At 65.5% G+C, this 17,534-nt stretch carries 19 protein-coding genes and 1 tRNA gene; 12 read left to right on the top strand and 8 right to left on the bottom strand.

The features are described 5' to 3' along the window. Positions 1–21 precede the first annotated feature (21 nt). From trmB to thiS, 3 genes are all read right to left on the bottom strand, one after another. Positions 22–756, bottom strand: a complete 735-nt coding sequence (gene trmB, locus ACZK4H_RS17080; RefSeq protein WP_010481468.1) for a tRNA (guanosine(46)-N7)-methyltransferase TrmB — start codon at positions 754–756, stop codon at positions 22–24. Then, positions 756–1,550 carry a thiazole synthase gene (locus ACZK4H_RS17075; RefSeq protein WP_005410813.1) on the bottom strand — a complete coding sequence of 265 codons (795 nt, stop codon included), beginning with the start codon at positions 1,548–1,550 and terminating at the stop codon, positions 756–758. Before ACZK4H_RS17075 ends, trmB begins: the two co-directional genes overlap by 1 nt. Positions 1,551–1,666: 116 nt before the next feature. Then, positions 1,667–1,867: a sulfur carrier protein ThiS gene (thiS, locus tag ACZK4H_RS17070; RefSeq protein ID WP_008265079.1), complete on the bottom strand. Its 201-nt coding sequence runs from the start codon at positions 1,865–1,867 to the stop codon at positions 1,667–1,669. A gap of 207 nt (positions 1,868–2,074) precedes the next feature. Here thiS and ACZK4H_RS17065 point away from each other — a divergent pair, with 207 nt between their 5' ends. From ACZK4H_RS17065 to ACZK4H_RS17050, 4 genes are all read left to right on the top strand, one after another. Continuing rightward, positions 2,075–3,910 carry an autotransporter outer membrane beta-barrel domain-containing protein gene (locus ACZK4H_RS17065; protein ID WP_099553755.1) on the top strand — a complete coding sequence of 612 codons (1,836 nt, stop codon included), beginning with the start codon at positions 2,075–2,077 and terminating at the stop codon, positions 3,908–3,910. A 114-nt stretch (positions 3,911–4,024) separates the two neighbouring features. Further along, positions 4,025–4,098: transfer RNA gene (locus ACZK4H_RS17060), tRNA-Gly, on the top strand. Between the two features lie 311 nt (positions 4,099–4,409). Beyond that, a complete protein-coding gene (locus ACZK4H_RS17055; RefSeq protein WP_099553753.1) occupies positions 4,410–4,814 on the top strand; it encodes a DUF805 domain-containing protein in 405 nt (134 codons plus the stop codon). Between the two features lie 32 nt (positions 4,815–4,846). After that, positions 4,847–6,043, top strand: coding sequence for a hypothetical protein (locus tag ACZK4H_RS17050; protein ID WP_239503798.1), 1,197 nt, complete (start codon positions 4,847–4,849; stop codon positions 6,041–6,043). Here the strand turns inward: ACZK4H_RS17050 and ACZK4H_RS17045 are convergent, their stop codons facing one another. Together ACZK4H_RS17045 and ACZK4H_RS17040 are read right to left on the bottom strand one after the other, a co-directional pair. Further along, complete coding sequence (locus ACZK4H_RS17045; protein WP_099553749.1) at positions 6,044–6,481, bottom strand: acyl-CoA thioesterase; 438 nt, start codon at positions 6,479–6,481, stop codon at positions 6,044–6,046. 79 nt (positions 6,482–6,560) lie between these two features. Continuing rightward, the gene (locus ACZK4H_RS17040) at positions 6,561–6,926 is read right to left on the bottom strand and encodes a hypothetical protein (RefSeq protein WP_239503799.1); all 366 of its coding nucleotides are present in this window, start codon (positions 6,924–6,926) and stop codon (positions 6,561–6,563) included. Between the two features lie 164 nt (positions 6,927–7,090). Here ACZK4H_RS17040 and rimK point away from each other — a divergent pair, with 164 nt between their 5' ends. The 5 genes from rimK to ACZK4H_RS17015 all read left to right on the top strand — a co-directional run bounded on the left by rimK (position 7,091) and on the right by ACZK4H_RS17015 (position 11,268). Next, on the top strand, positions 7,091–7,969 hold the full coding sequence (gene rimK / locus ACZK4H_RS17035) for a 30S ribosomal protein S6--L-glutamate ligase (RefSeq protein ID WP_005410807.1): 879 nt from the start codon (positions 7,091–7,093) through the stop codon (positions 7,967–7,969). Positions 7,970–8,215: 246 nt separating this feature from the next. Next, complete coding sequence (locus tag ACZK4H_RS17030) at positions 8,216–8,692, top strand: hypothetical protein (RefSeq protein WP_099553745.1); 477 nt, start codon at positions 8,216–8,218, stop codon at positions 8,690–8,692. 89 nt (positions 8,693–8,781) lie between these two features. Next, positions 8,782–9,252 (top strand): hypothetical protein, encoded by a 471-nt coding sequence (locus tag ACZK4H_RS17025; RefSeq protein WP_099553743.1) that lies wholly within the window; start codon positions 8,782–8,784, stop codon positions 9,250–9,252. Between the two features lie 8 nt (positions 9,253–9,260). Further along, positions 9,261–9,938 carry a response regulator transcription factor gene (locus ACZK4H_RS17020; RefSeq protein WP_005410804.1) on the top strand — a complete coding sequence of 226 codons (678 nt, stop codon included), beginning with the start codon at positions 9,261–9,263 and terminating at the stop codon, positions 9,936–9,938. Beyond that, entirely contained in the window at positions 9,901–11,268 is a 1,368-nt protein-coding gene (locus ACZK4H_RS17015; protein ID WP_099553741.1) for a sensor histidine kinase, read from the top strand. The genes ACZK4H_RS17020 and ACZK4H_RS17015 overlap by 38 nt, the downstream gene beginning before the upstream one ends. A 93-nt stretch (positions 11,269–11,361) precedes the next feature. Here ACZK4H_RS17015 and coaE read toward each other — a convergent pair whose 3' ends face one another. The 3 genes from coaE to ACZK4H_RS17000 are packed head-to-tail and all read right to left on the bottom strand — an operon-like array spanning position 11,362 to position 14,115. Further along, positions 11,362–11,973, bottom strand: a complete 612-nt coding sequence (gene coaE / locus ACZK4H_RS17010; protein ID WP_099553739.1) for a dephospho-CoA kinase — start codon at positions 11,971–11,973, stop codon at positions 11,362–11,364. An 11-nt stretch (positions 11,974–11,984) separates the two neighbouring features. Continuing rightward, positions 11,985–12,848 carry a prepilin peptidase gene (locus tag ACZK4H_RS17005; RefSeq protein WP_005410800.1) on the bottom strand — a complete coding sequence of 288 codons (864 nt, stop codon included), beginning with the start codon at positions 12,846–12,848 and terminating at the stop codon, positions 11,985–11,987. A 7-nt stretch (positions 12,849–12,855) separates the two neighbouring features. Continuing rightward, complete coding sequence (locus ACZK4H_RS17000) at positions 12,856–14,115, bottom strand: type II secretion system F family protein (protein ID WP_099553737.1); 1,260 nt, start codon at positions 14,113–14,115, stop codon at positions 12,856–12,858. A gap of 352 nt (positions 14,116–14,467) precedes the next feature. Here ACZK4H_RS17000 and ACZK4H_RS16995 point away from each other — a divergent pair, with 352 nt between their 5' ends. The 3 genes from ACZK4H_RS16995 to pilB all read left to right on the top strand — a co-directional run bounded on the left by ACZK4H_RS16995 (position 14,468) and on the right by pilB (position 17,413). Continuing rightward, positions 14,468–14,899, top strand: a complete 432-nt coding sequence (locus ACZK4H_RS16995) for a pilin (RefSeq protein ID WP_099553735.1) — start codon at positions 14,468–14,470, stop codon at positions 14,897–14,899. A gap of 126 nt (positions 14,900–15,025) precedes the next feature. Further along, positions 15,026–15,457 (top strand): pilin, encoded by a 432-nt coding sequence (locus ACZK4H_RS16990; protein ID WP_275086457.1) that lies wholly within the window; start codon positions 15,026–15,028, stop codon positions 15,455–15,457. Positions 15,458–15,679: 222 nt separating this feature from the next. Beyond that, complete coding sequence (gene pilB / locus ACZK4H_RS16985) at positions 15,680–17,413, top strand: type IV-A pilus assembly ATPase PilB (RefSeq protein WP_099553731.1); 1,734 nt, start codon at positions 15,680–15,682, stop codon at positions 17,411–17,413. Positions 17,414–17,534 lie beyond the last annotated feature (121 nt).

Below are 17,534 nucleotides of genomic sequence, written 5' to 3'. Positions count from 1 at the left end.
CGCGGCGTCCTCAGGCGATCGTCAGGTGCGGTCGTACAACAGGTCCCAGACACCGTGGCCGAGCTTCTGGCCGCGGGTCTCGAAGTGCGTCTGCGGGCGCCAGTCGGGGCGCGGCACGCTGCCCCGCGGGCCGGCGCGGTTGACCAGTCCGGCAGTCGCGTCAAGCACGTCCCACATCTGCTCGGCGTAGTCTTCCCAGTCGGTGGCGCAGTGCAGGCGGCCACCCGGGCGCAGCTTGCGCACCAGCAGCTCGGCGAATGCAGGCTGCAGCAGGCGGCGCTTGTTGTGGCGCTTCTTGTGCCACGGGTCCGGGAAGTAGATGCGCACTTCATCCAGCGCGCCATCGGCGATCTCGTTCTGCAGCACTTCCACCGCATCGTGGTGGTACAGGCGCACGTGGTCGGCGTTGTCGTCGGCCAGCGCGTTCAGCAGGCGGCCCACGCCCGGGGCGTGCACCTCGATGCCGATGTAGTCGCGCGACGGATCGTGCTGGGCGGCGAAGCGCAGCGCGGCGCCGTTGCCGAAGCCGATTTCCAGCACCTTGTGCGCCGGGCGGCCGAAAGTGGCGTCCAGGTCACGCGGCTGGCCGTTGTAGTCGATGCCGAAGCGCGGCCAGCGTTCGTCGAACGCGCGCTGCTGGGCGGGAGTGAAACGGCCCTGGCGCAACACGAAGCTGCGCACCTCGCGGCGGCCCTCGCTGACGGTGAAGGGCTTGGGCGGGGCCTTGGAACCGGCGCTGTCAAATGGATTGGTCATCAGCCGATCAGCCCATCCACCGGAGAAGAGGCGCTGGCGTAGCGCTTGCGCGGGATGCGTCCGGCCAGGAAGGCTTCGCGGCCGGCCTCGACCGCCTTGCGCATGGCGCTGGCCATCAGCACCGGGTGGCGCGCACCGGCAATGGCGGTGTTCATCAGCACGCCGTCGCAGCCCAGCTCCATCGCAATCGCCGCATCCGACGCGGTGCCCACGCCGGCGTCGACGATGATCGGCACCTTGGCGTCTTCGATGATCTGCAGCAGGTTGTACTTGTTCTGGATGCCCAGGCCCGAGCCGATCGGCGCGGCCAGCGGCATCACCGCGGCGCAGCCGATCTCTTCCAGGCGCTTGGCCAGGATCGGGTCGTCGGAGGTGTAGACCATCACCTCGAAACCGTCCTTGACCAGCTGCTCGGCGGCCTTGAGGGTCTGCACCACGTCCGGGTACAGCGACTTCTGGTCGCCCAGCACTTCCAGCTTGGTCAGGTTGTGGCCGTCCAGCAGCTCACGGGCCAGGCGGCAGGTGCGCACGGCGTCTTCGGCGGTGTAGCAGCCGGCGGTGTTGGGCAGGATGGTGTAGCGCTCCGGCGGCAGCACGTCGAGCAGGTTCGGCTCGCCCGGGTTCTGCCCGATGTTGGTGCGGCGGATCGCCACGGTGACGATCTGGGCGCCTGCAGCCTCGGTGGCCAGGCGGGTTTCTTCCAGATCCTTGAACTTGCCGGTGCCGGTCAGCAGCCGCGAGCCATAGGTCTTGCCGGCGATCACCAGCGAATCGGGGGAGACATGAACGTTCATGGCGCGATTATCGCCTATCCGCCTGAAGATGGGATCACGCAGAGGGTGGGGAAGAGTGGGGTCAGATCCCTTTGCCATCGGCAAAGGGATCTGACCCCCTGGGTACACGGACAGCTTCAGCCCCCGCCCAGCGCGTGCACGATCTCGACCACATCACCCTCGGCCAGTACATGTTCGCCGTGGCGGCTGCGGCTGACGATCTCGCCGTTGACCTCCACTGCCACCCGGCGCTGCAGCAACTGCTCGGCCTCGAGCAGGTCGTGGAGGGTCGCCGAAGCGGGCAGGGTGCGGGGTTCGCCATTGAGCTGGATGTTCATCGCCGCATTGTCGCCGATGGCCTGCGCGGATCGGAACCCTTGCAAATTTCATTGATCGCCAGCCCCGGCACAGCATGGTCCAGCGCCCTCAGGCGACAATCCATGCGGCGGCGCAGCGTGAGCAAAACGCAGCGCAGTGAAACCATTCACCGTGCGCCGGCGTACGTCCGCCGGGTCCTCAACGATATCCCCACAGGAGTTTTTTACATGCTGCTCAGCAAACGCCCGATCCGCTCCCTGATGGCGGCCGCGATCGCGCTGGCCGCGCTTCCGGCCATGGCAGGCGAATCCCCGTATTCCAAGGCCGTGTTCTTCGGTGACAGCCTCACCGATGCCGGTTATTTCCGCCCGTTGCTCGATCCGGGCGTGCAGCCGGTCACCGGCCAGTTCACCACCAACCCGGGCTGGGTGTGGTCGCAGCAGGTCGCCAATTACTACGGCCTCAACGGCGGTGCCAACGGCAACGGCCAGAAGGGTGACAACTATGCTGTCGGTGGCGCCCGCGTATCGGTCGACGAAGCGGGTGGCCTGGGTGCCATTCCGTCGCTGAAGTCGCAGGCTGCTCGTTACCTTGCCGCAAATGGCGGCAAGGCTGACGCAAACGCCCTGTATACCGTCTGGGGCGGTGCCAACGACCTGTTCGCCGCCGCGGGTAATCCGGCGCAGGCACAGGCCATCATTGGCGCGGCCGTCACCGACCAGATCGCTCTGGTCGGCGCGCTGAAGCAGGCTGGTGCACAGTACGTGCTGGTGCCGAACCTGCCGAACGTCGGCCTGACCCCGGCCTTCCGCGGCCCGAACGCGGCCACCGCTACCGCGCTTTCGGCCGGCTACAACAAGGCCCTGTACGGTGGCCTGAAGCAGGCCGGCATCGAGTTCATCCCGCTCGATACCTTCACCGTGCTGGGCGAAGTGGCAGCCAACCCGGCGATGTACGGCTTCACCAACGTCACCAGCACCGCCTGCAGGATCGATCCGAACAACTCCACTGCAAGCATCATCGGCTGCAATCCGACCAGCTATGTCAGCCCGGATGCGGCCAACACCTATCTGTTCGCCGATGGCGTGCACCCGACCACGGCGGGCCACCAGCTGCTGGGCCAGTACGCGGTCTCGGTGCTGGAGGCCCCGCGCCTGCAGCAGGTGCTGAGCCACTCGGCGCAGACCATCGGTCGTTCGCGTGCCGATCAGGTCAGCATGCACCTGGGTGGTCGTCCGGCCGACGGCCTGTCCTGGTGGGGGGGCGTGCGCGGTGACCTGCAGCGCTACGACCACGCGGATCTGTACGACGGCCTGGCGCCGGCCGGCCTGTTCGGCATTGACTGGGCGCGCGACGGCATGGTGTTCGGCGGCTTCGCCGGCTTCGGCCGCCTCAACGCCGACTTCGGCAACAGCCGTGGCGACTTCACCCAGAAGGACACCACCGCCGGTCTGTTCGCCGGTTGGTACGGCGATCGCATCTGGGTGAATGGCCAGGTCAGCTACACCTGGCTGTCGTATGACGTGAACCGCAAGGTCCAGCTTGGCCCGGCCACCCGCGAGCACGGTGGTTCGCCGGACGGCAGCAACCTGACCGCCGCCCTGAACGCCGGTTACGAGTTCGGCACCGAAGGCGGCTTCCGCCACGGCCCGATCGCTTCGGTGATCTGGCAGAAGGTGAAGATCGATGGCTACACCGAAAGCGCTGCGGCCGGCACCCTGGCCACCGCGCTGGGTTACGACCGCCAGAACGTTGATTCGACCGTTGGCCGCATCGGCTGGCAGGCCCGCTTCGATGGCGGCACCCTCAAGCCGTACGCGCAGCTGACCTACGACCATGAGTTCGAAGACACCAAGCAGGCCAGCGCATGGCTGCAGACCCTGCCGGAACTGGGCAGCTACCGTGTGCCGGGCCTGAAGTTCGACAAGGACTACGCGACCGTCGTGCTGGGTGCCCGCACCGAACTGTTCGGGCTGCAGAGCAACTTCGGCCTGAGCGCTTCAGCCGGGCAGAAGCGTGCCCAGGACGCGACGCTGTTCGCCAACTTCAGCGGCACCTTCTAAGCAGCAACCGCCGGGCCGGAGCCCTTTCGGCAAGGAAAGGGCTCCGGCGCCGCGCGGATGCGGCGGTCACCATTGCGCTGCACCGGTCCCACCGCATAGACTTTCACCTCCAATGCGGGCGTAGCTCAATGGTAGAGCTGTAGCTTCCCAAGCTACTGACGTGGGTTCGATTCCCATCGCCCGCTCCATGTTTCCAGCGGTCTGCGCCAGGCAGACGCTCCGCGATATCCGAACCCCGCTTTTCCGCGCATGGATCCCGGTCGAGATGGTCGGTGAATGCCAGGGCTGGACGTTCGCTTCGCAAACACCCCTTGGCCGGATCGGCCGTGTCCTAACGCGCGCTGGCGCGGGGCCTGCATGACAGGAATTCCCCTGCTGCAGCCGCAGCTGCTGTGGCCTCCTCGGCTTGGTCGGGTCGCAGGGTTCAGTTGATGCTTGGCTTCGGAATGCTAAAAGATCGTTAGCTGTTGACGCCCATCATCCATTGCCCGGAGCGTGAATGATCGCTGCACTTGTGCCCATCAGGCGATGCTTTGATTTTTCCGGACGATCCGACCGGAGGGAGTTCTGGTCGTATTCGCTGCTTGCCGGGTTCGTGATGGCGGTGAGCTACAGCGTGATGGATCGCGGTTACTGGCTGGTCGGCTACCTGTCGTTCGATTGGGAAACGTCCGAGATCCTGTGGAAGCTGGGATGGGTCATGACCGTCTGCGCTGTCATCGTCTTCCTGCCTCCGATGCTGGCCCTGACCGTGCGGAGATTGCACGATATCGACGAGTCAGGCTGGTACACCGTGATCGCGTTCATTCCGTTGGGGGTGTTCGTCCTCTTTCCGGTCATGCTGCTTCCCGGGAGCGAGGAAGAGAATCGATTCGGTGCAGTTCCGGGGATGCAGGATGATTGAACCGGCATCGGCCGCAATCGATCAGAGCGGCCATGCAGACGTGGACGGTTCGCAGCTGCGCCCCTCTCATCCGCATGCCGGTTGATCGAAGCGCCGTCCGGCGCTACACCCAGTGGGTGCCGTTCCTGGCCTTGATCGCCGTCTGCGTGGCCTGGTGGTCACCTTTGGGCGTGATTGTCGGCCTTGCCGTGTGCCTTGCGCTGGGGGGCGCGCTGCAGCGAATCGATCTGGTCGGCGATGCCGTGGGCGGTTCACGCCTGCGCTCGCGATCGATGACGCCCTTTGCCGACCGGCCGCCCGCACATGATGTGCTGTTGGATTGGGGCGAGCTGGGCATGGGCGGGCCGGCGTACAGCACGCAGATGCTGCGCGATGGCGCCATCGTCGAAGGCGTATCCACCGGCGGCAGCCGTGATGCCAGCGGTGAATGGGAGGACCTTCCGGGAGGCGCGCTGCGCCTGGCCAGCGGATACGTTGATCGATGCGAAGCGGTGCTCGTCTACGACGAGCGCCGCAAGGCGGTGCACGTGCTTGCGGCTGCTCCCAGCCTGTTCCGGCAGCAGCTGAGCGAGCGCCGGCAGTCCGAGGGGGACGCCGGGGCGGAGTCGTGGCTGCGCAGCCAGTCCGGCGGCGTGACCCAGCTGCATCCCTGCCGCGGCCTATGGCTGGAGCATGGACATCCGGCGCTGGCCGCCGGAGTGCCGCAGGAGCTGAGGTACCTCCTGCCTGATGCCCGGGTCCTGCGCGCGGTCCCACTGCTTCCCGATGATCTGCGCGTGACCGCGCATCCGGCCCTGTTCGCGTGCATCTGCCCGTACTCCCTTTACCTTGACGAGGCCTGCAGTGGTCGCCACGTCTGTGATCTGGAGACGGTGATCGCGAGTCCGTCGGGACGCTGCGTGGTGGTGGCCGGCAGTGTGCTTGATGAAAACCTGCGACCCATCGAGGGCGTGTGGCTTGCCTGCTGGCAGGGGCGCTGGCAGGCCTTTGCCCGTCATGCCATGGGAGGCTTCGGCAAGGCCCGGAGCGTGGCCTGGATCAATGTGATCGACGTTGACGATGACGGCACACTCCAGTGCGAAGCCTACGAGGACCGCTGGGAGTTCGATGCCGTGCATCGGTACCCCACGCCCCACACAGCCTTGGAGTTGCCCGTGGAATGGCGTGAAACCGGGTTGGCGCTGCGCGCCCGTGATGGGCGTTTCAGGCTGCGCCTTCCCTCGCGCTGATCAGGCCTCGGCGGTGCGCGCGCTCGTTTCCCGCAGCGACAGCGCATATTCCTCGGTGAACAGCCCCGACAACGCCTGGCGCTGCTCCGCATCGATCTCGCGCGAGGCGTTGGTCGTGTAGTCGAAATGCACCATCACGCAGTGCCCGCTGGCCACCAGGGCCTCGAACTGGAACGCCTGCTGCACGATCGACAGCGACGAGCGGCCGATGCTCTCGATCCGGGTCTCGATGCGCACTTCGTGCCCCGCCTGTATCTGCCGCAGGAAGTCGATCTCGTAGCGGCGCAGGATCAGCGCCAGATCGCGCATGCTGGCCTCGCGGCTGAAATGCCGGAAGATCTCCTGGCGACCTTCCTCGAACCAGACGGGCAGGGCGGTGTTGGTGACGTGGCCGAGTACATCCACTTCGGAGAAGCGCGGAAGGATCGTCAGTGGCATGGAGTCTCCGGGGCATGGCGGGTGGAGTCTCCGGCGACGGCGCTGCCATCGCCGGAGACGGTACGGCGGCCAGCGGCTGTCAGTCAGAGTAGAAGCCGTTGCCGAGGGTGCCGGGCAGGCCGGGTTCCGGCCATGGCATCAGCGATGTGCAGGCGTCATACAGCGTGCAGAAATCCTGCCGCAGTTGCGCAGGCACCCAGCTGCCGTAGGAAACGTCGGTCGAGTCGCCCTGGCACGCGTAAGAGACATCGATCCAGCGGGTATTGGCATGAGAGGCAACGCCCTGGTGCTGGGTCCTGCCGGTGCAGTAGCGCAGGCCCTGGCCGATCAGGGTGTTGTTGGCATCGAAGTAGAGCCGGGAGACTGCATGGGTCGGCGCAGCCTGCACATCTGCGGCGCCTCCCATCAGGCCAAACAGCAACAACAGCGGAATTCCCATTCGCATCTGTGGTTCTCCTTGGTTTGCATGGGCCGGCAGTGTCTGTCCTGTAGCCGGCAGGGCATCCTCGCACAGCCCTGCCAGGCACGCAGAATCGCCTGCCCGCGCGGCATCATCCACCCGCCACACGCCCGCGCTATGCTGCGCGCCTGCCGCCCGATCCTGCCGCGATGAAGCTCGCCATCCTGTCCCGCAACAGCTCCCTGTATTCCACCCGTCGGCTGGTCGAGGCGGCACGCGCGCGCGGCCATACTGTGCGCATCCTCGACCCGCTGCGCTGCTACATGCGCATCGCCGCCGATGGCTTCTCGATGCACTACAAGGGCCGGCCGATGACCGGCGTGGACATGGTCATCCCGCGCATCGGTGCCTCGATCACCCGCTACGGCACCGCCGTGCTGCGGCAGTTCGAGCTGATGGGCGCGCGCACGCCCAATCCCTCCGACGCGATCCTGCGTTCGCGCGACAAGCTGCGCGCGCACCAGCTGCTGGCGGCCAAGGGCATCGACATGCCGGTCACCGTGTTCGGCGACAACCCCGACGACACCGTCGACCTGCTGTCCATGCTCGGTCCGCCCCCGCACGTGGTGAAGCTCAACGAAGGCACCCAGGGCCGCGGCGTGATCCTCACCGAGAAGGCCAGCGCCTCGCGCGGCATTGTCGAGGCCCTGCGCGGGTTGTACGCCAACTTCCTGATGCAGGAGTTCATCGGCGAAGCCAAGGGAGCCGATCTGCGCTGCTTCGTGGTCGGTGATCAGGTGGTGGCCTCGATGCAGCGACAGGCGCCGGAAGGGGACTTCCGCTCCAACCTGCATGCCGGTGGCACCGCCGTGGCCGCCAAGGCCAGCCGCGCCGAGCAGCAGGTCGCTGTGCGTTCGGCCAAGGCGCTGGGCCTTTCGGTGTGCGGGGTGGACCTGATCCGCTCCGCACGTGGCCCGCTGGTGCTGGAGGTCAACTCCACGCCGGGGCTGGAAGGGATCGAGGCCGCCTGCGGGGTGGACGTGGCCACGCGCATCATCGAACACGTCGAGAAGCTTAAAAAGCCCTGAGTATTCAATGATTTGAAATTCTCATGGACGGATGAGGCGGGCTTTAACAAGCCTTTAATCGGCCCGCGCGTAGGCTTCAGCGAACCGCAGCTCTGCCTCTCAGCAGGATCGGTATCGGGATACAACTTCAGACCCAGGCGGGGGCACCGCCTGGGTCTTTTTTATGCCTGCCCGGTGTCCCTTGTGGAGGCAGCGTGACGGCCGTAGAGTGGCCCCCATCGTTCCTGGATGGATCGGAGGCTGGCGATGCACCGCATCACGATGATCGCGTTGTTGCTGGGCCTGGCCGGATCTGCTGCGGCCAAGCCGGAGACATCCGTTGTGCAGATGGACCGGCAGTCGCCGGTGGCCGAGCAGGTGCGCCAGGTCGAAAAGGCCCTGGATGATGGCGATTACAGCGAGATTTCCGCTGATGACCGCAGCGAGGTACGCCAGGCACTGGCCCGGATCACCGCGCGGATGGGCGCCCACCAGAGCCTGCAGGAACTGCCACCGCAGGTGCAGGGGGAGGTCTTCAACGACCAGGAGCGCATCAATACCCTGCTCACCCGCGCCCACGAGGACAGCCGGCAGATCTGCCAGCACACGCGCAGCACCGGCAGCAACATGCCCAAAAGCCGCTGCCTGACGGTGGCCGAGCGCCGCCGGATCGAGGAAAAGGGCAAGGCGCTGTTGAACGACCAGCGCACCTTCAACAACTTCAACCCTGCCAGCTCGCGGTAGAGCTTCCGCGGCCCCGACCATTGGCACTTGCTGGCGTGAAGGTGGTGCGAATAGAGTCGGGATTCGCCACAGACAAGGATTTGTTTGCCATGAAACAGGCTTTGATGTCGGCCGTCCTGTTGTCAGGACTCGCCCTGGTCAGTACCGCATCGGCATCCCGGGGCAAGGAGGTGTTCGTGCCCGGTCAGCCGCTGCAGCAGCAGATCGCGCGTATCGAGGTGGAGCTCAAGGACGGCGAAACCTATTCGGAACTCAAGCAGGACGAGCGCACCCGCGTCAACGACGCCCTGGCACGCATGCGGGCAGCGGTGGAGCAGTACCCGGCGCGCGATTCCATGCCTGAACCGGTGCAAACCCAGGTCTTCAACGATCAGCAGGTCGTGAACACGGTTTTGACACAGGCGCGTGAAGATAGTCGTCTAATATGCCAACGTGAAAAGCCCATCGGTTCCAATCGGACCACGACGCAGTGCATGACCGTTGCCGAGCGTGCTCGGCAGAAGGAACGGGCACAGCAGGACATGAGGCAGGTCATGCGCGCCGGCAGTACAGTCAATTAGAGGTGACAGTGAGAATCCTGGTAATCGAAGACAACAGCGACATTGCGGCCAACCTGGGCGACTATCTGGAGGACCGGGGGCATACGGTGGACTTCGCGGCTGACGGGGTCACCGGCCTGCATCTGGCCGTGGTGCACGAGTTCGACGCGATCGTGCTGGATCTCAACCTGCCAGGCATGGACGGCATCGAAGTCTGCCGCAAGCTGCGCAATGAAGCGCGCAAGCAGACCCCGGTGCTGATGCTGACGGCCCGCGATTCGCTGGACAACAAGCTGGCCGGCTTCGATTCCGGTGCCGATGACTACCTGATCAAGCCGTTCGCGCTGCAGGAAGTGGAAGTGCGTCTGAACGCCCTGTCGCGCCGCGGCAAGGGCGTGCAGACCCGCGTGCTGGAAACAGGGGATCTGGAGTACAACCTGGACACGCTGGAAGTGCGCCGCCAGGGCAAGCTGCTGCAGCTCAACCCGACCGCACTGAAGATCCTGCAGGCGCTGATGGAAGCGGCGCCGGCGGTGGTGACCCGCCAGGAACTGGAAACCCGCGTGTGGGGCGAGGAACTGCCCGACTCGGATTCGCTGCGCGTGCATATCCATGGCCTGCGTGCGGTGGTCGACAAGCCGTTTGAAGTGCCGCTGATCCAGACCCGCCATGGCATCGGATACCGCATCGCCACCCCGGAAGCCTGATTCCGTGGCAGCCAAGGGGGAGCGCCGGCGCACGCCATACAGGCGGCGCCTGCGCAGCCGCATCATCGTCTCGTTCGTGTTGTTGGGCTTCTGCCTGACAACACTGTTCGCGTTCGCCACCAACTGGGCCCGCCTGCGCGTGGAAAACCAGCTGGTGGAAGAGCTGATGAACCGCAACATCGACGAGTACGCGCGGCGCTACTACGAACACCCGGGCCACAACCCGGACGCGCCGGTGCTGCAGATCCGTGCGTATGCCTATTCCAAGGACAAGTTCGACCGGGTGCGCGAAGAACGCGCGCAGTGGGCGGGCTTCTCCGATGGCATCCACAGCGTCAGCGGCGACGAACACGGCGAACCCTATTCCTACAAGCTGGCCGTGCGGAAGACGCCCGACGCCTGGTTCTTCCTCGCCTATGACATGACCGACAGCGTGCGCGGTGGCAAGCAGCTCAACCGCGCGCTGGTGTTGTCGGTGCTGGTGTTCAGCGTGCTGTCGCTGGTGCTGGGCTGGTGGTCGGCATCGAAGGTGATGAAGCCAGTGTCGGACCTGGCCGCGCGGCTGCGTGCGTACCGTGGCGGTACCAGTGATCCCGAGCCCTTGGCGCCGCGCTTTCCCGATGACGAGGTGGGGCAGCTGGCACAGGCGCTGGACGACTATTCCTCGCGGCTGACCGAAGTGGTGCAGCGCGACCGAGAGTTCAATGCAGACGTCAGCCATGAACTGCGCACGCCGCTGGCGGTGATCCGCGGTGCCACCGAGCTGCTGCTGACCCGGCCCGGCCTGGACGAGAAGGTGCTGCAGCGCCTGCAGCGCATCCAGCGTGCCGAGCAGCAGTGCAGCGACCTGATCGGTGCGCTGCTGCTGCTGTCGCGCAACGAGCGAGGGCAGGGCACCAGCAACGTGGCCCGCGTGGCCGAGCAGCTGCTGGATGCGCACCGCGCGCAGCTGGGCGGCAAGCCGCTGGAGCTGCTGCTGGAAGGCGAGCGCAACCTGGTGATCGATGCGCCCGAGGCGGCGCTGTCGGTGGCGTTGGGCAACCTGATCGGCAACGCGGTGAAGTACTCGCAGGATGGCGAAGTGCGCGTCTTCGTGGGCACCAATTCGGTGTCGGTAACCGACAGCGGCCCGGGCCTGAGCGAGGAAGATGCGGCCAAGCTGTTCCAGCGCGGCTACCGCGGCACGCACGCCGGCCATTCGCAGGGTGGCGGCATCGGCCTGTCGATCGTCAGCCGTCTGTGCGACCTGTACGGCTGGCAGGTGAGCGTGCGCCCCGGTGGCGAGCGCGGCGTGATCGCCACCCTGACGTTCTCGCCGAAACCCCTGTAAGCGAAGCCGAGCCGAGCATGGCCCGGCTACAGTAGATCCACGCCATGCGTGGATGCGTTTCGGTGGCGCCGGCCGCGAGCCGGCAACCAGGCCTCAACCCCGGGCCAACCCCAGATACCGCGCATGCAGCTGTTCCACCTGCACCTGCAGGTCCTCCGGCTGCCCATCATTGACCACCACGTCATCGGCCAGTGCCAGCCGCTGCGCACGACTGGCCTGCGCAGCAATCATCTGGTCGGCCAGCGCGGCGTCGATGCCATCGCGCTGCATCAGCCGGGCGTGCTGCACGGCTTCCGGCGCATCCACCAGCAGTACCCGGTCCAGCCAGGGGTATGCCTTTCGGCCACCGACCTCGGTCAGCAGCGGAATGGCGGCAATCGCATAAGGGCTTTCAGCCTGCTCGCACTGCTGTTGCATCAGCAGACGGATGGCCGGGTGGGTGATGGCTTCCAGCGCCGTCCGCTCGGCCGGGTCGGCAAAGACGTGGGCGCGCAGGCGACCCCGGTCCAGGCTGCCATCGGCCAGCAGCATGCCGGCGCCGAAGCGCTCGGCGATGCGGGCCAGGGCCGGGCTGCCGGCGGCGACCACGGCCCGGGCGGCCAGGTCGGCGTCGGCCACCACGATGCCCAGCGCCTCGAAGCGCCGGGTCACCTCACTCTTGCCGGCGGCGATGCCGCCGGTCAGGCCAACCACGTAGCGGCTCATGGGGACTCCCCTCAGCGCAGCCCGCTCATCACCATGTACTGCTCCACCAGCGGCGCACCCCACATGAAGTACAGCCAGCCGGCAATGGCCAGGTAGGGGCCGAACGGAATCGGCGTGGCGCGGTCACGGCCCCGGCTGTACAGCCAGATCGAGCCGATGATGGCGCCCAGCACCGAGGACAGCAGGATGATCGGCAGGATGCCCTTCAGGCCACACCAGGCGCCCAGTGCCGCCAGCAGCTTGAAATCGCCGTGGCCCATGCCTTCCTTGCCGGTCAGCTGCTTGAACAGCCACCAGACCGTCCACAGCGACAGGTAGCCCACCGCTGCGCCCACCAGGGCGGGCTTGGCCGGCATGTAGAGGTTGTCGATGCTGCCTATCAGCCCCAGCCACATCAGTGGCAGGGTGAGCTGGTCGGGCAGCAGCTGGGTGCGCAGGTCGATGCCGGACAGCGCGATCAGGAAGCAGGTCAGCACGATGGCGCCGAAACCCTGCCAGCCGAAGCCGAACTGCCAGACGCAGGCCACCACCAGCAGCGAGGTCAGCGCCTCCACCAGCGGGTACTGCAGCGAGATCGGCGCCTTGCAGTGGCGGCACTTGCCGCCCTGGATGATCCAGCTGAACAGCGGGATGTTCTCGTACCAGCTCAGCTTGTGCTTGCAGTGCGGGCAGTGCGACGGCTCGACCACGATCCCCGGTGGGGGCGGCTCATAGAAGTCCGGTTCCTCCAGGACTTCGCGCGCATCGCGCTTCCACTGCCATTCCAGCCGCTTGGGCAGGCGCAGGATGACGACGTTCAGGAAACTGCCCAGCAGCAGTCCGAAGGCGGCCGCGGCGGGGTAGCCGAGGCCAGGATGCTGGTCGAGAAAAGCCATGTATGTGTTATCCGACGACGGCGCCGAGTTTGAAGATGGGAAGGTACATGGCAATCACCATGCCGCCCACAATGGTACCAATGAACACCATGATCATCGGTTCCAGCAGGCTGCTCAGGGCATCCACCGAATTGTTGACCTCCTGCTCATAGTACTCGGCCACCTTGAACAGCATGGCATCCAGCGCGCCGGCCTCTTCGCCGATGCCGGTCATCTGGATGACCATGTGCGGGAACAGGTTGGTCTGCTTCATCGACATGTTCACCGGGTAACCCACCGAGACGTCGTCGCGCATGCGCAGCACCGCTTCTTCGTACACGGTATTGCCGGTGGCACCGGCCACGATGCCCAGCGCCTCCACCAGCGGCACGCCGGCCTTGAAGGTCACCGCGGTGGTGCGCGAGAAGCGGGCGATGGCGCTGTTGTGCATGATCTGCCCGATCACCGGCACCTTCAGCACGAACCGGTCCATCGCGTGCTGCATCTTCGGCGAGCGCTTGTAGGACATAACCAGGCCGACCGCCGTACCGATCGCGACCAGCAGCATCAGCCACCACCACGACACCATGAATCTCGAGAGGTTCACCACCATCTGGGTGAAGGCGGGCAGCTCGGCACCGAAGCTCTTGAACACGTCCTCGAACTGCGGCACCACGAACACCAGCATGATGCCGCTGACCAGCATGGCCACCACCACCACCATGATCGGGTAGAACAGCGCCTTCTTGATCTTGCCCTTCAGCGCTTCGATGTTTTCCTTGTAGGTGGCCACCGTGTCCAGCACGGTTTCCAGCACGCCGGCGCCTTCACCGGCCCGTACCAGGTTGCGGTACAGCTCGTCGAACTGCACCGGGTGCTTGCTGATGGCCTCATGCATCGAAGAGCCGCCTTCGATGTCGGTGCGGATGGTGTCCACCAGCTTCTTCATCCGCGGGTTCTTGTGCCCGCTGGCGATGATGTCCAGCGACGACACGATCGGCACGCCGGATTTCATCATCGTGGCCATCTGCCGGCTGAAGAAGGCGATGTCCTTGGGCTTGATCGGGCTGCCGGCGGCGCCGAACAGCGGCTTCGACTTGGGCTTGACCTGGCCCGGGTTGATGCCCTGGCGGCGCAGCTCGGCGCGCAGCAGGTTGGCGTTCTTGGCCAGCTGCTCGCCTTTCATCTTCACGCCCCGCTTGTCGGTCCCCTCCCAGACAAACGGCTGCAGTTCCATGGTGGCGCGCGCCACCGGCTCTTTCTTGATCGCACTGCGACTGACAGACATGTTGGCTCCCCAAGACCCGCCATCCCCAGGCGGGTAACTAGCCATTGATGGTAGCGGGTTCAAGGCCGGATGGGCAGTTGGCAGGCGGCCCAGCGTGCGATTTCGTGCCAGGTGCCGACCAAAGGTGACGCACTGCGTCACATTGCCGCGTCCATCGCAGATTCGGATGCAGGGGGTTCCCATCCGCGAAATTGCTGCCATCATGGGCGCGGGGAAATCCAGGGGGAGGCGTGCCGGGGTTGGCACGCAACCTGCGTTGATCCACCCGCAGGGCGCGGGGCCCGCTCAACCGGCGCTGGCCGGTCCGATCCCGTGCACTGAACTCAACCACCACTATCTTGGGGATGTACCAATGAAGAACCAGAAGGGCTTCACCCTTATCGAACTGATGATCGTCGTCGCGATCATCGCCATCCTGGCCGCCATCGCGCTGCCGGCCTACCAGGACTACACCTCGAAGTCGAAGGTCACCGCTGCGCTGGCCGACCTGGCCTCGCACAAAACCCAGTTCGAGATGGAAGTCAGCAACGGCAACGTTCCCAAGCTGGAAACCGCTGGCTTCCAGAGCAAGGAAACCGGTAGCTGCAAGGAAATCGCTGTCGACAAGGATGGCATGACCTGCACCATTCGTGATCCGGGCCGCATTGGTGATGCTTCCAGCCTCAAGCTGGCATACGCTGAAGCTGCTGTGGATGACAAGGGCGCAATCACCAAGGCCGGTGGTTTCAGCTGCAAGGTCACGGACGTGAAGGAAAAGTATCGTCCGGCCGGTTGCACTGAGTAATTCATCTGCTTAGAAGAGCTGCGAAGGTCGAAGCCTTCGTACTTCTTGATAGTAGACACAAGGCCCGCTTCAGCGGGCCTTGTGCTGACCGGGACATGAAAGTCGGTCAGCACGCAGCAATGGGGATTGCTGGATCAAACAGGGGGAGTCATGAACACACAGAAGGGCTTCACGCTCATCGAACTGATGATCGTGGTGGCCATCATCGCCATCCTGGCAGCAATCGGGATAGTCGTATTTCAGCCATACATGGTCCGAGCGCAGCTCACTGCTGCACTGGCAGACATCAGTCCGGGCAAGATGCTGTTTGAAACGGTCATCTATGAGGGCCGTTCGGCCAGTCTGATCACCCCCGAATTCATCGGCGGCGCCCAGAACGCCCACTGCTCAACCGTCGAGGCCGAACTCAGCGACTCCGGTGTCGGCCACATCAGCTGCACGTTGAAGGGCCACAGCGCGCTGGAAGGCAAGGACCTGATCCTGCGCCGCTCGGCCGAGGGCATCTGGAGCTGCGATGGCAGCGCGTTCGAAGCGCGCTATCGCCCGACCGGCTGCTGATCACACTTCAGCGCTCCGATGGGATGCTGGCCGCCCCTTGACGGGGCTATCATCCCCGGGGGAGTCAGGATCGTGCCTGCCGGGCCGGGAGTGCCGGGCAAGGCAGTGTTGCTCATGGATTGGCGATGCCGGTGGCCGTTGGGTCGCGGCGGGTTCTGCTGCCCCGTGCGGTGTCCGTGCAAGGTGTACGGCATGGCATGACCCCATGAGCCAAGGATTCATATGAACGCTGTCACCACCGCCAATCTTGTCGGCATCACCGGCCTGGCCCGTCGCCTGGTGCAGGACGGGGCCCTGGACGAGGCCACCGCCCGCGACGCCATGGCCAAGGCCGCGGCCGCCCGCCAGCCACTGCCCACGTGGTTCGCGCAGAACAAGCTGGTCAATGCCTCGCAGCTGGCCGCCGCCAACGCGGTCGAGTTCGGCATGCCGCTGTTCGACGTGTCCACCTTCGATGCCGGCCAGAACGCGATGAGCCTGGTCAGCGAGGAGCTGCTGCGCAAGCACAACGTGCTGCCGCTGTTCAAGCGCGGTGGCAAGCTGTTCGTCGGCACCAGCAACCCGACCCACTCGCTGGACGAGATCAAGTTCCACACCAACCTGGTGGTCGAGCCGATCCTGGTCGACGAGGACCAGATCCGCCGTACGCTGGAACAGTGGCACGCCAGCCATGACACCCTCGGCGACGCCCTGGGCGGCGATGACGATGGCATGGGCAACCTGGACGTGGCGGCCGGCGACGAGGATCTCGGCGCCACCGGCAGCGATTCCGGCATCGATGCCAAGGGTGACGACACCCCGGTGGTGAAGTTCGTCAACAAGGTGCTGGTCGACGCGATCCGCAAGGGCGCCTCGGACATCCACTTCGAGCCCTACGAAGACGATTACCGCGTGCGCCTGCGCATCGACGGCCTGCTGAAGATGGTCGCGCGCGCACCGGTGAAGTTGAACCAGCGCATCGCCGCCCGCCTGAAGGTGATGGCACAGCTGGACATCGCCGAGAAGCGCGTGCCGCAGGACGGCCGCATCAAGCTCAACCTGTCCAAGACCAAGCAGATCGACTTCCGCGTCAGCACGCTGCCGACCCTGTTCGGCGAGAAGGTGGTGCTGCGTATCCTCGATGGCAGCGCGGCCAAGCTGGGCATCGACAAGCTGGGCTACGAGCCGGACCAGCAGAAGCTGTTCCTGGATGCCATCCACAAGCCCTACGGCATGGTGCTGGTGACCGGCCCGACCGGATCGGGCAAGACCGTGTCGCTGTATACCGCGCTGGGCATCCTCAACGACGAGACGCGCAACATCTCCACCGCCGAAGACCCGGTGGAAATCCGCCTGCCCGGCGTCAACCAGGTACAGCAGAACAACAAGCGCGGCATGACCTTCGCCGCGGCGCTGCGCTCGTTCCTGCGACAGGACCCGGACATCATCATGGTCGGCGAGATCCGCGACCTGGAAACGGCGGAGATCGCGATCAAGGCCGCGCAGACCGGCCACATGGTGCTGTCCACGCTGCATACCAACGACGCCCCGCAGACGATCGCGCGCCTGATGAACATGGGCATTGCGCCTTACAACATCACCAGCTCGGTGACGCTGGTGATCGCCCAGCGCCTGGCACGCCGCCTGTGCGGCAACTGCAAGCGTCCGTCCAGCCTGCCCGAACATGCGCTGCTGGCCGAAGGCTTCACCCAGGCGCAGCTGGATGCGGGCATCGAGTTGTACGAGGCCGTGGGCTGCGATGAATGCACCGAGGGCTACAAGGGCCGGACCGGCGTCTACCAGGTCATGCCGATGACCGATGAGATCGCCACCATCGTGCTGGCCGGTGGCAATGCGCTGCAGATTGCCGAGGCGGCGCAGCAGATCGGGGTGAATGATCTGCGCCAGTCGGCATTGAAGAAGGCCGCGGCGGGCATCACCAGCCTGGCCGAGATCAACCGCGTCACCAAGGATTGAGGTAGATCCACGCCATGCATGGATGCCGCGATGCATGAGGTTGCCGGCCAGCGGCCGGCACTTCCACGTTGGTGGGTAGATCCACGCCATGCGTGGATGGCGCGATGCATGAGGTTGCCGG

The organism is Stenotrophomonas sp. 78350_Sma, assembly GCF_056482105.1.
This window is presented reverse-complemented; position numbering and strand designations above follow the sequence as displayed.

Coding starts and splice junctions, on each gene's coding strand:
- trmB (WP_010481468.1), bottom strand. CDS start 756: ATGACCAATCCATTTGACAGCGCCGGTTCCAAGGCCCCGCCCAAGCCC.
- ACZK4H_RS17075 (WP_005410813.1), bottom strand. CDS start 1,550: ATGAACGTTCATGTCTCCCCCGATTCGCTGGTGATCGCCGGCAAGACC.
- thiS (WP_008265079.1), bottom strand. CDS start 1,867: ATGAACATCCAGCTCAATGGCGAACCCCGCACCCTGCCCGCTTCGGCG.
- ACZK4H_RS17065 (WP_099553755.1), top strand. CDS start 2,075: ATGCTGCTCAGCAAACGCCCGATCCGCTCCCTGATGGCGGCCGCGATC.
- ACZK4H_RS17055 (WP_099553753.1), top strand. CDS start 4,410: ATGATCGCTGCACTTGTGCCCATCAGGCGATGCTTTGATTTTTCCGGA.
- ACZK4H_RS17050 (WP_239503798.1), top strand. CDS start 4,847: ATGCAGACGTGGACGGTTCGCAGCTGCGCCCCTCTCATCCGCATGCCG.
- ACZK4H_RS17045 (WP_099553749.1), bottom strand. CDS start 6,481: ATGCCACTGACGATCCTTCCGCGCTTCTCCGAAGTGGATGTACTCGGC.
- ACZK4H_RS17040 (WP_239503799.1), bottom strand. CDS start 6,926: ATGCGAATGGGAATTCCGCTGTTGTTGCTGTTTGGCCTGATGGGAGGC.
- rimK (WP_005410807.1), top strand. CDS start 7,091: ATGAAGCTCGCCATCCTGTCCCGCAACAGCTCCCTGTATTCCACCCGT.
- ACZK4H_RS17030 (WP_099553745.1), top strand. CDS start 8,216: ATGCACCGCATCACGATGATCGCGTTGTTGCTGGGCCTGGCCGGATCT.
- ACZK4H_RS17025 (WP_099553743.1), top strand. CDS start 8,782: ATGAAACAGGCTTTGATGTCGGCCGTCCTGTTGTCAGGACTCGCCCTG.
- ACZK4H_RS17015 (WP_099553741.1), top strand. CDS start 9,901: ATGGCATCGGATACCGCATCGCCACCCCGGAAGCCTGATTCCGTGGCA.
- coaE (WP_099553739.1), bottom strand. CDS start 11,973: ATGAGCCGCTACGTGGTTGGCCTGACCGGCGGCATCGCCGCCGGCAAG.
- ACZK4H_RS17005 (WP_005410800.1), bottom strand. CDS start 12,848: ATGGCTTTTCTCGACCAGCATCCTGGCCTCGGCTACCCCGCCGCGGCC.
- ACZK4H_RS17000 (WP_099553737.1), bottom strand. CDS start 14,115: ATGTCTGTCAGTCGCAGTGCGATCAAGAAAGAGCCGGTGGCGCGCGCC.
- ACZK4H_RS16995 (WP_099553735.1), top strand. CDS start 14,468: ATGAAGAACCAGAAGGGCTTCACCCTTATCGAACTGATGATCGTCGTC.
- pilB (WP_099553731.1), top strand. CDS start 15,680: ATGAACGCTGTCACCACCGCCAATCTTGTCGGCATCACCGGCCTGGCC.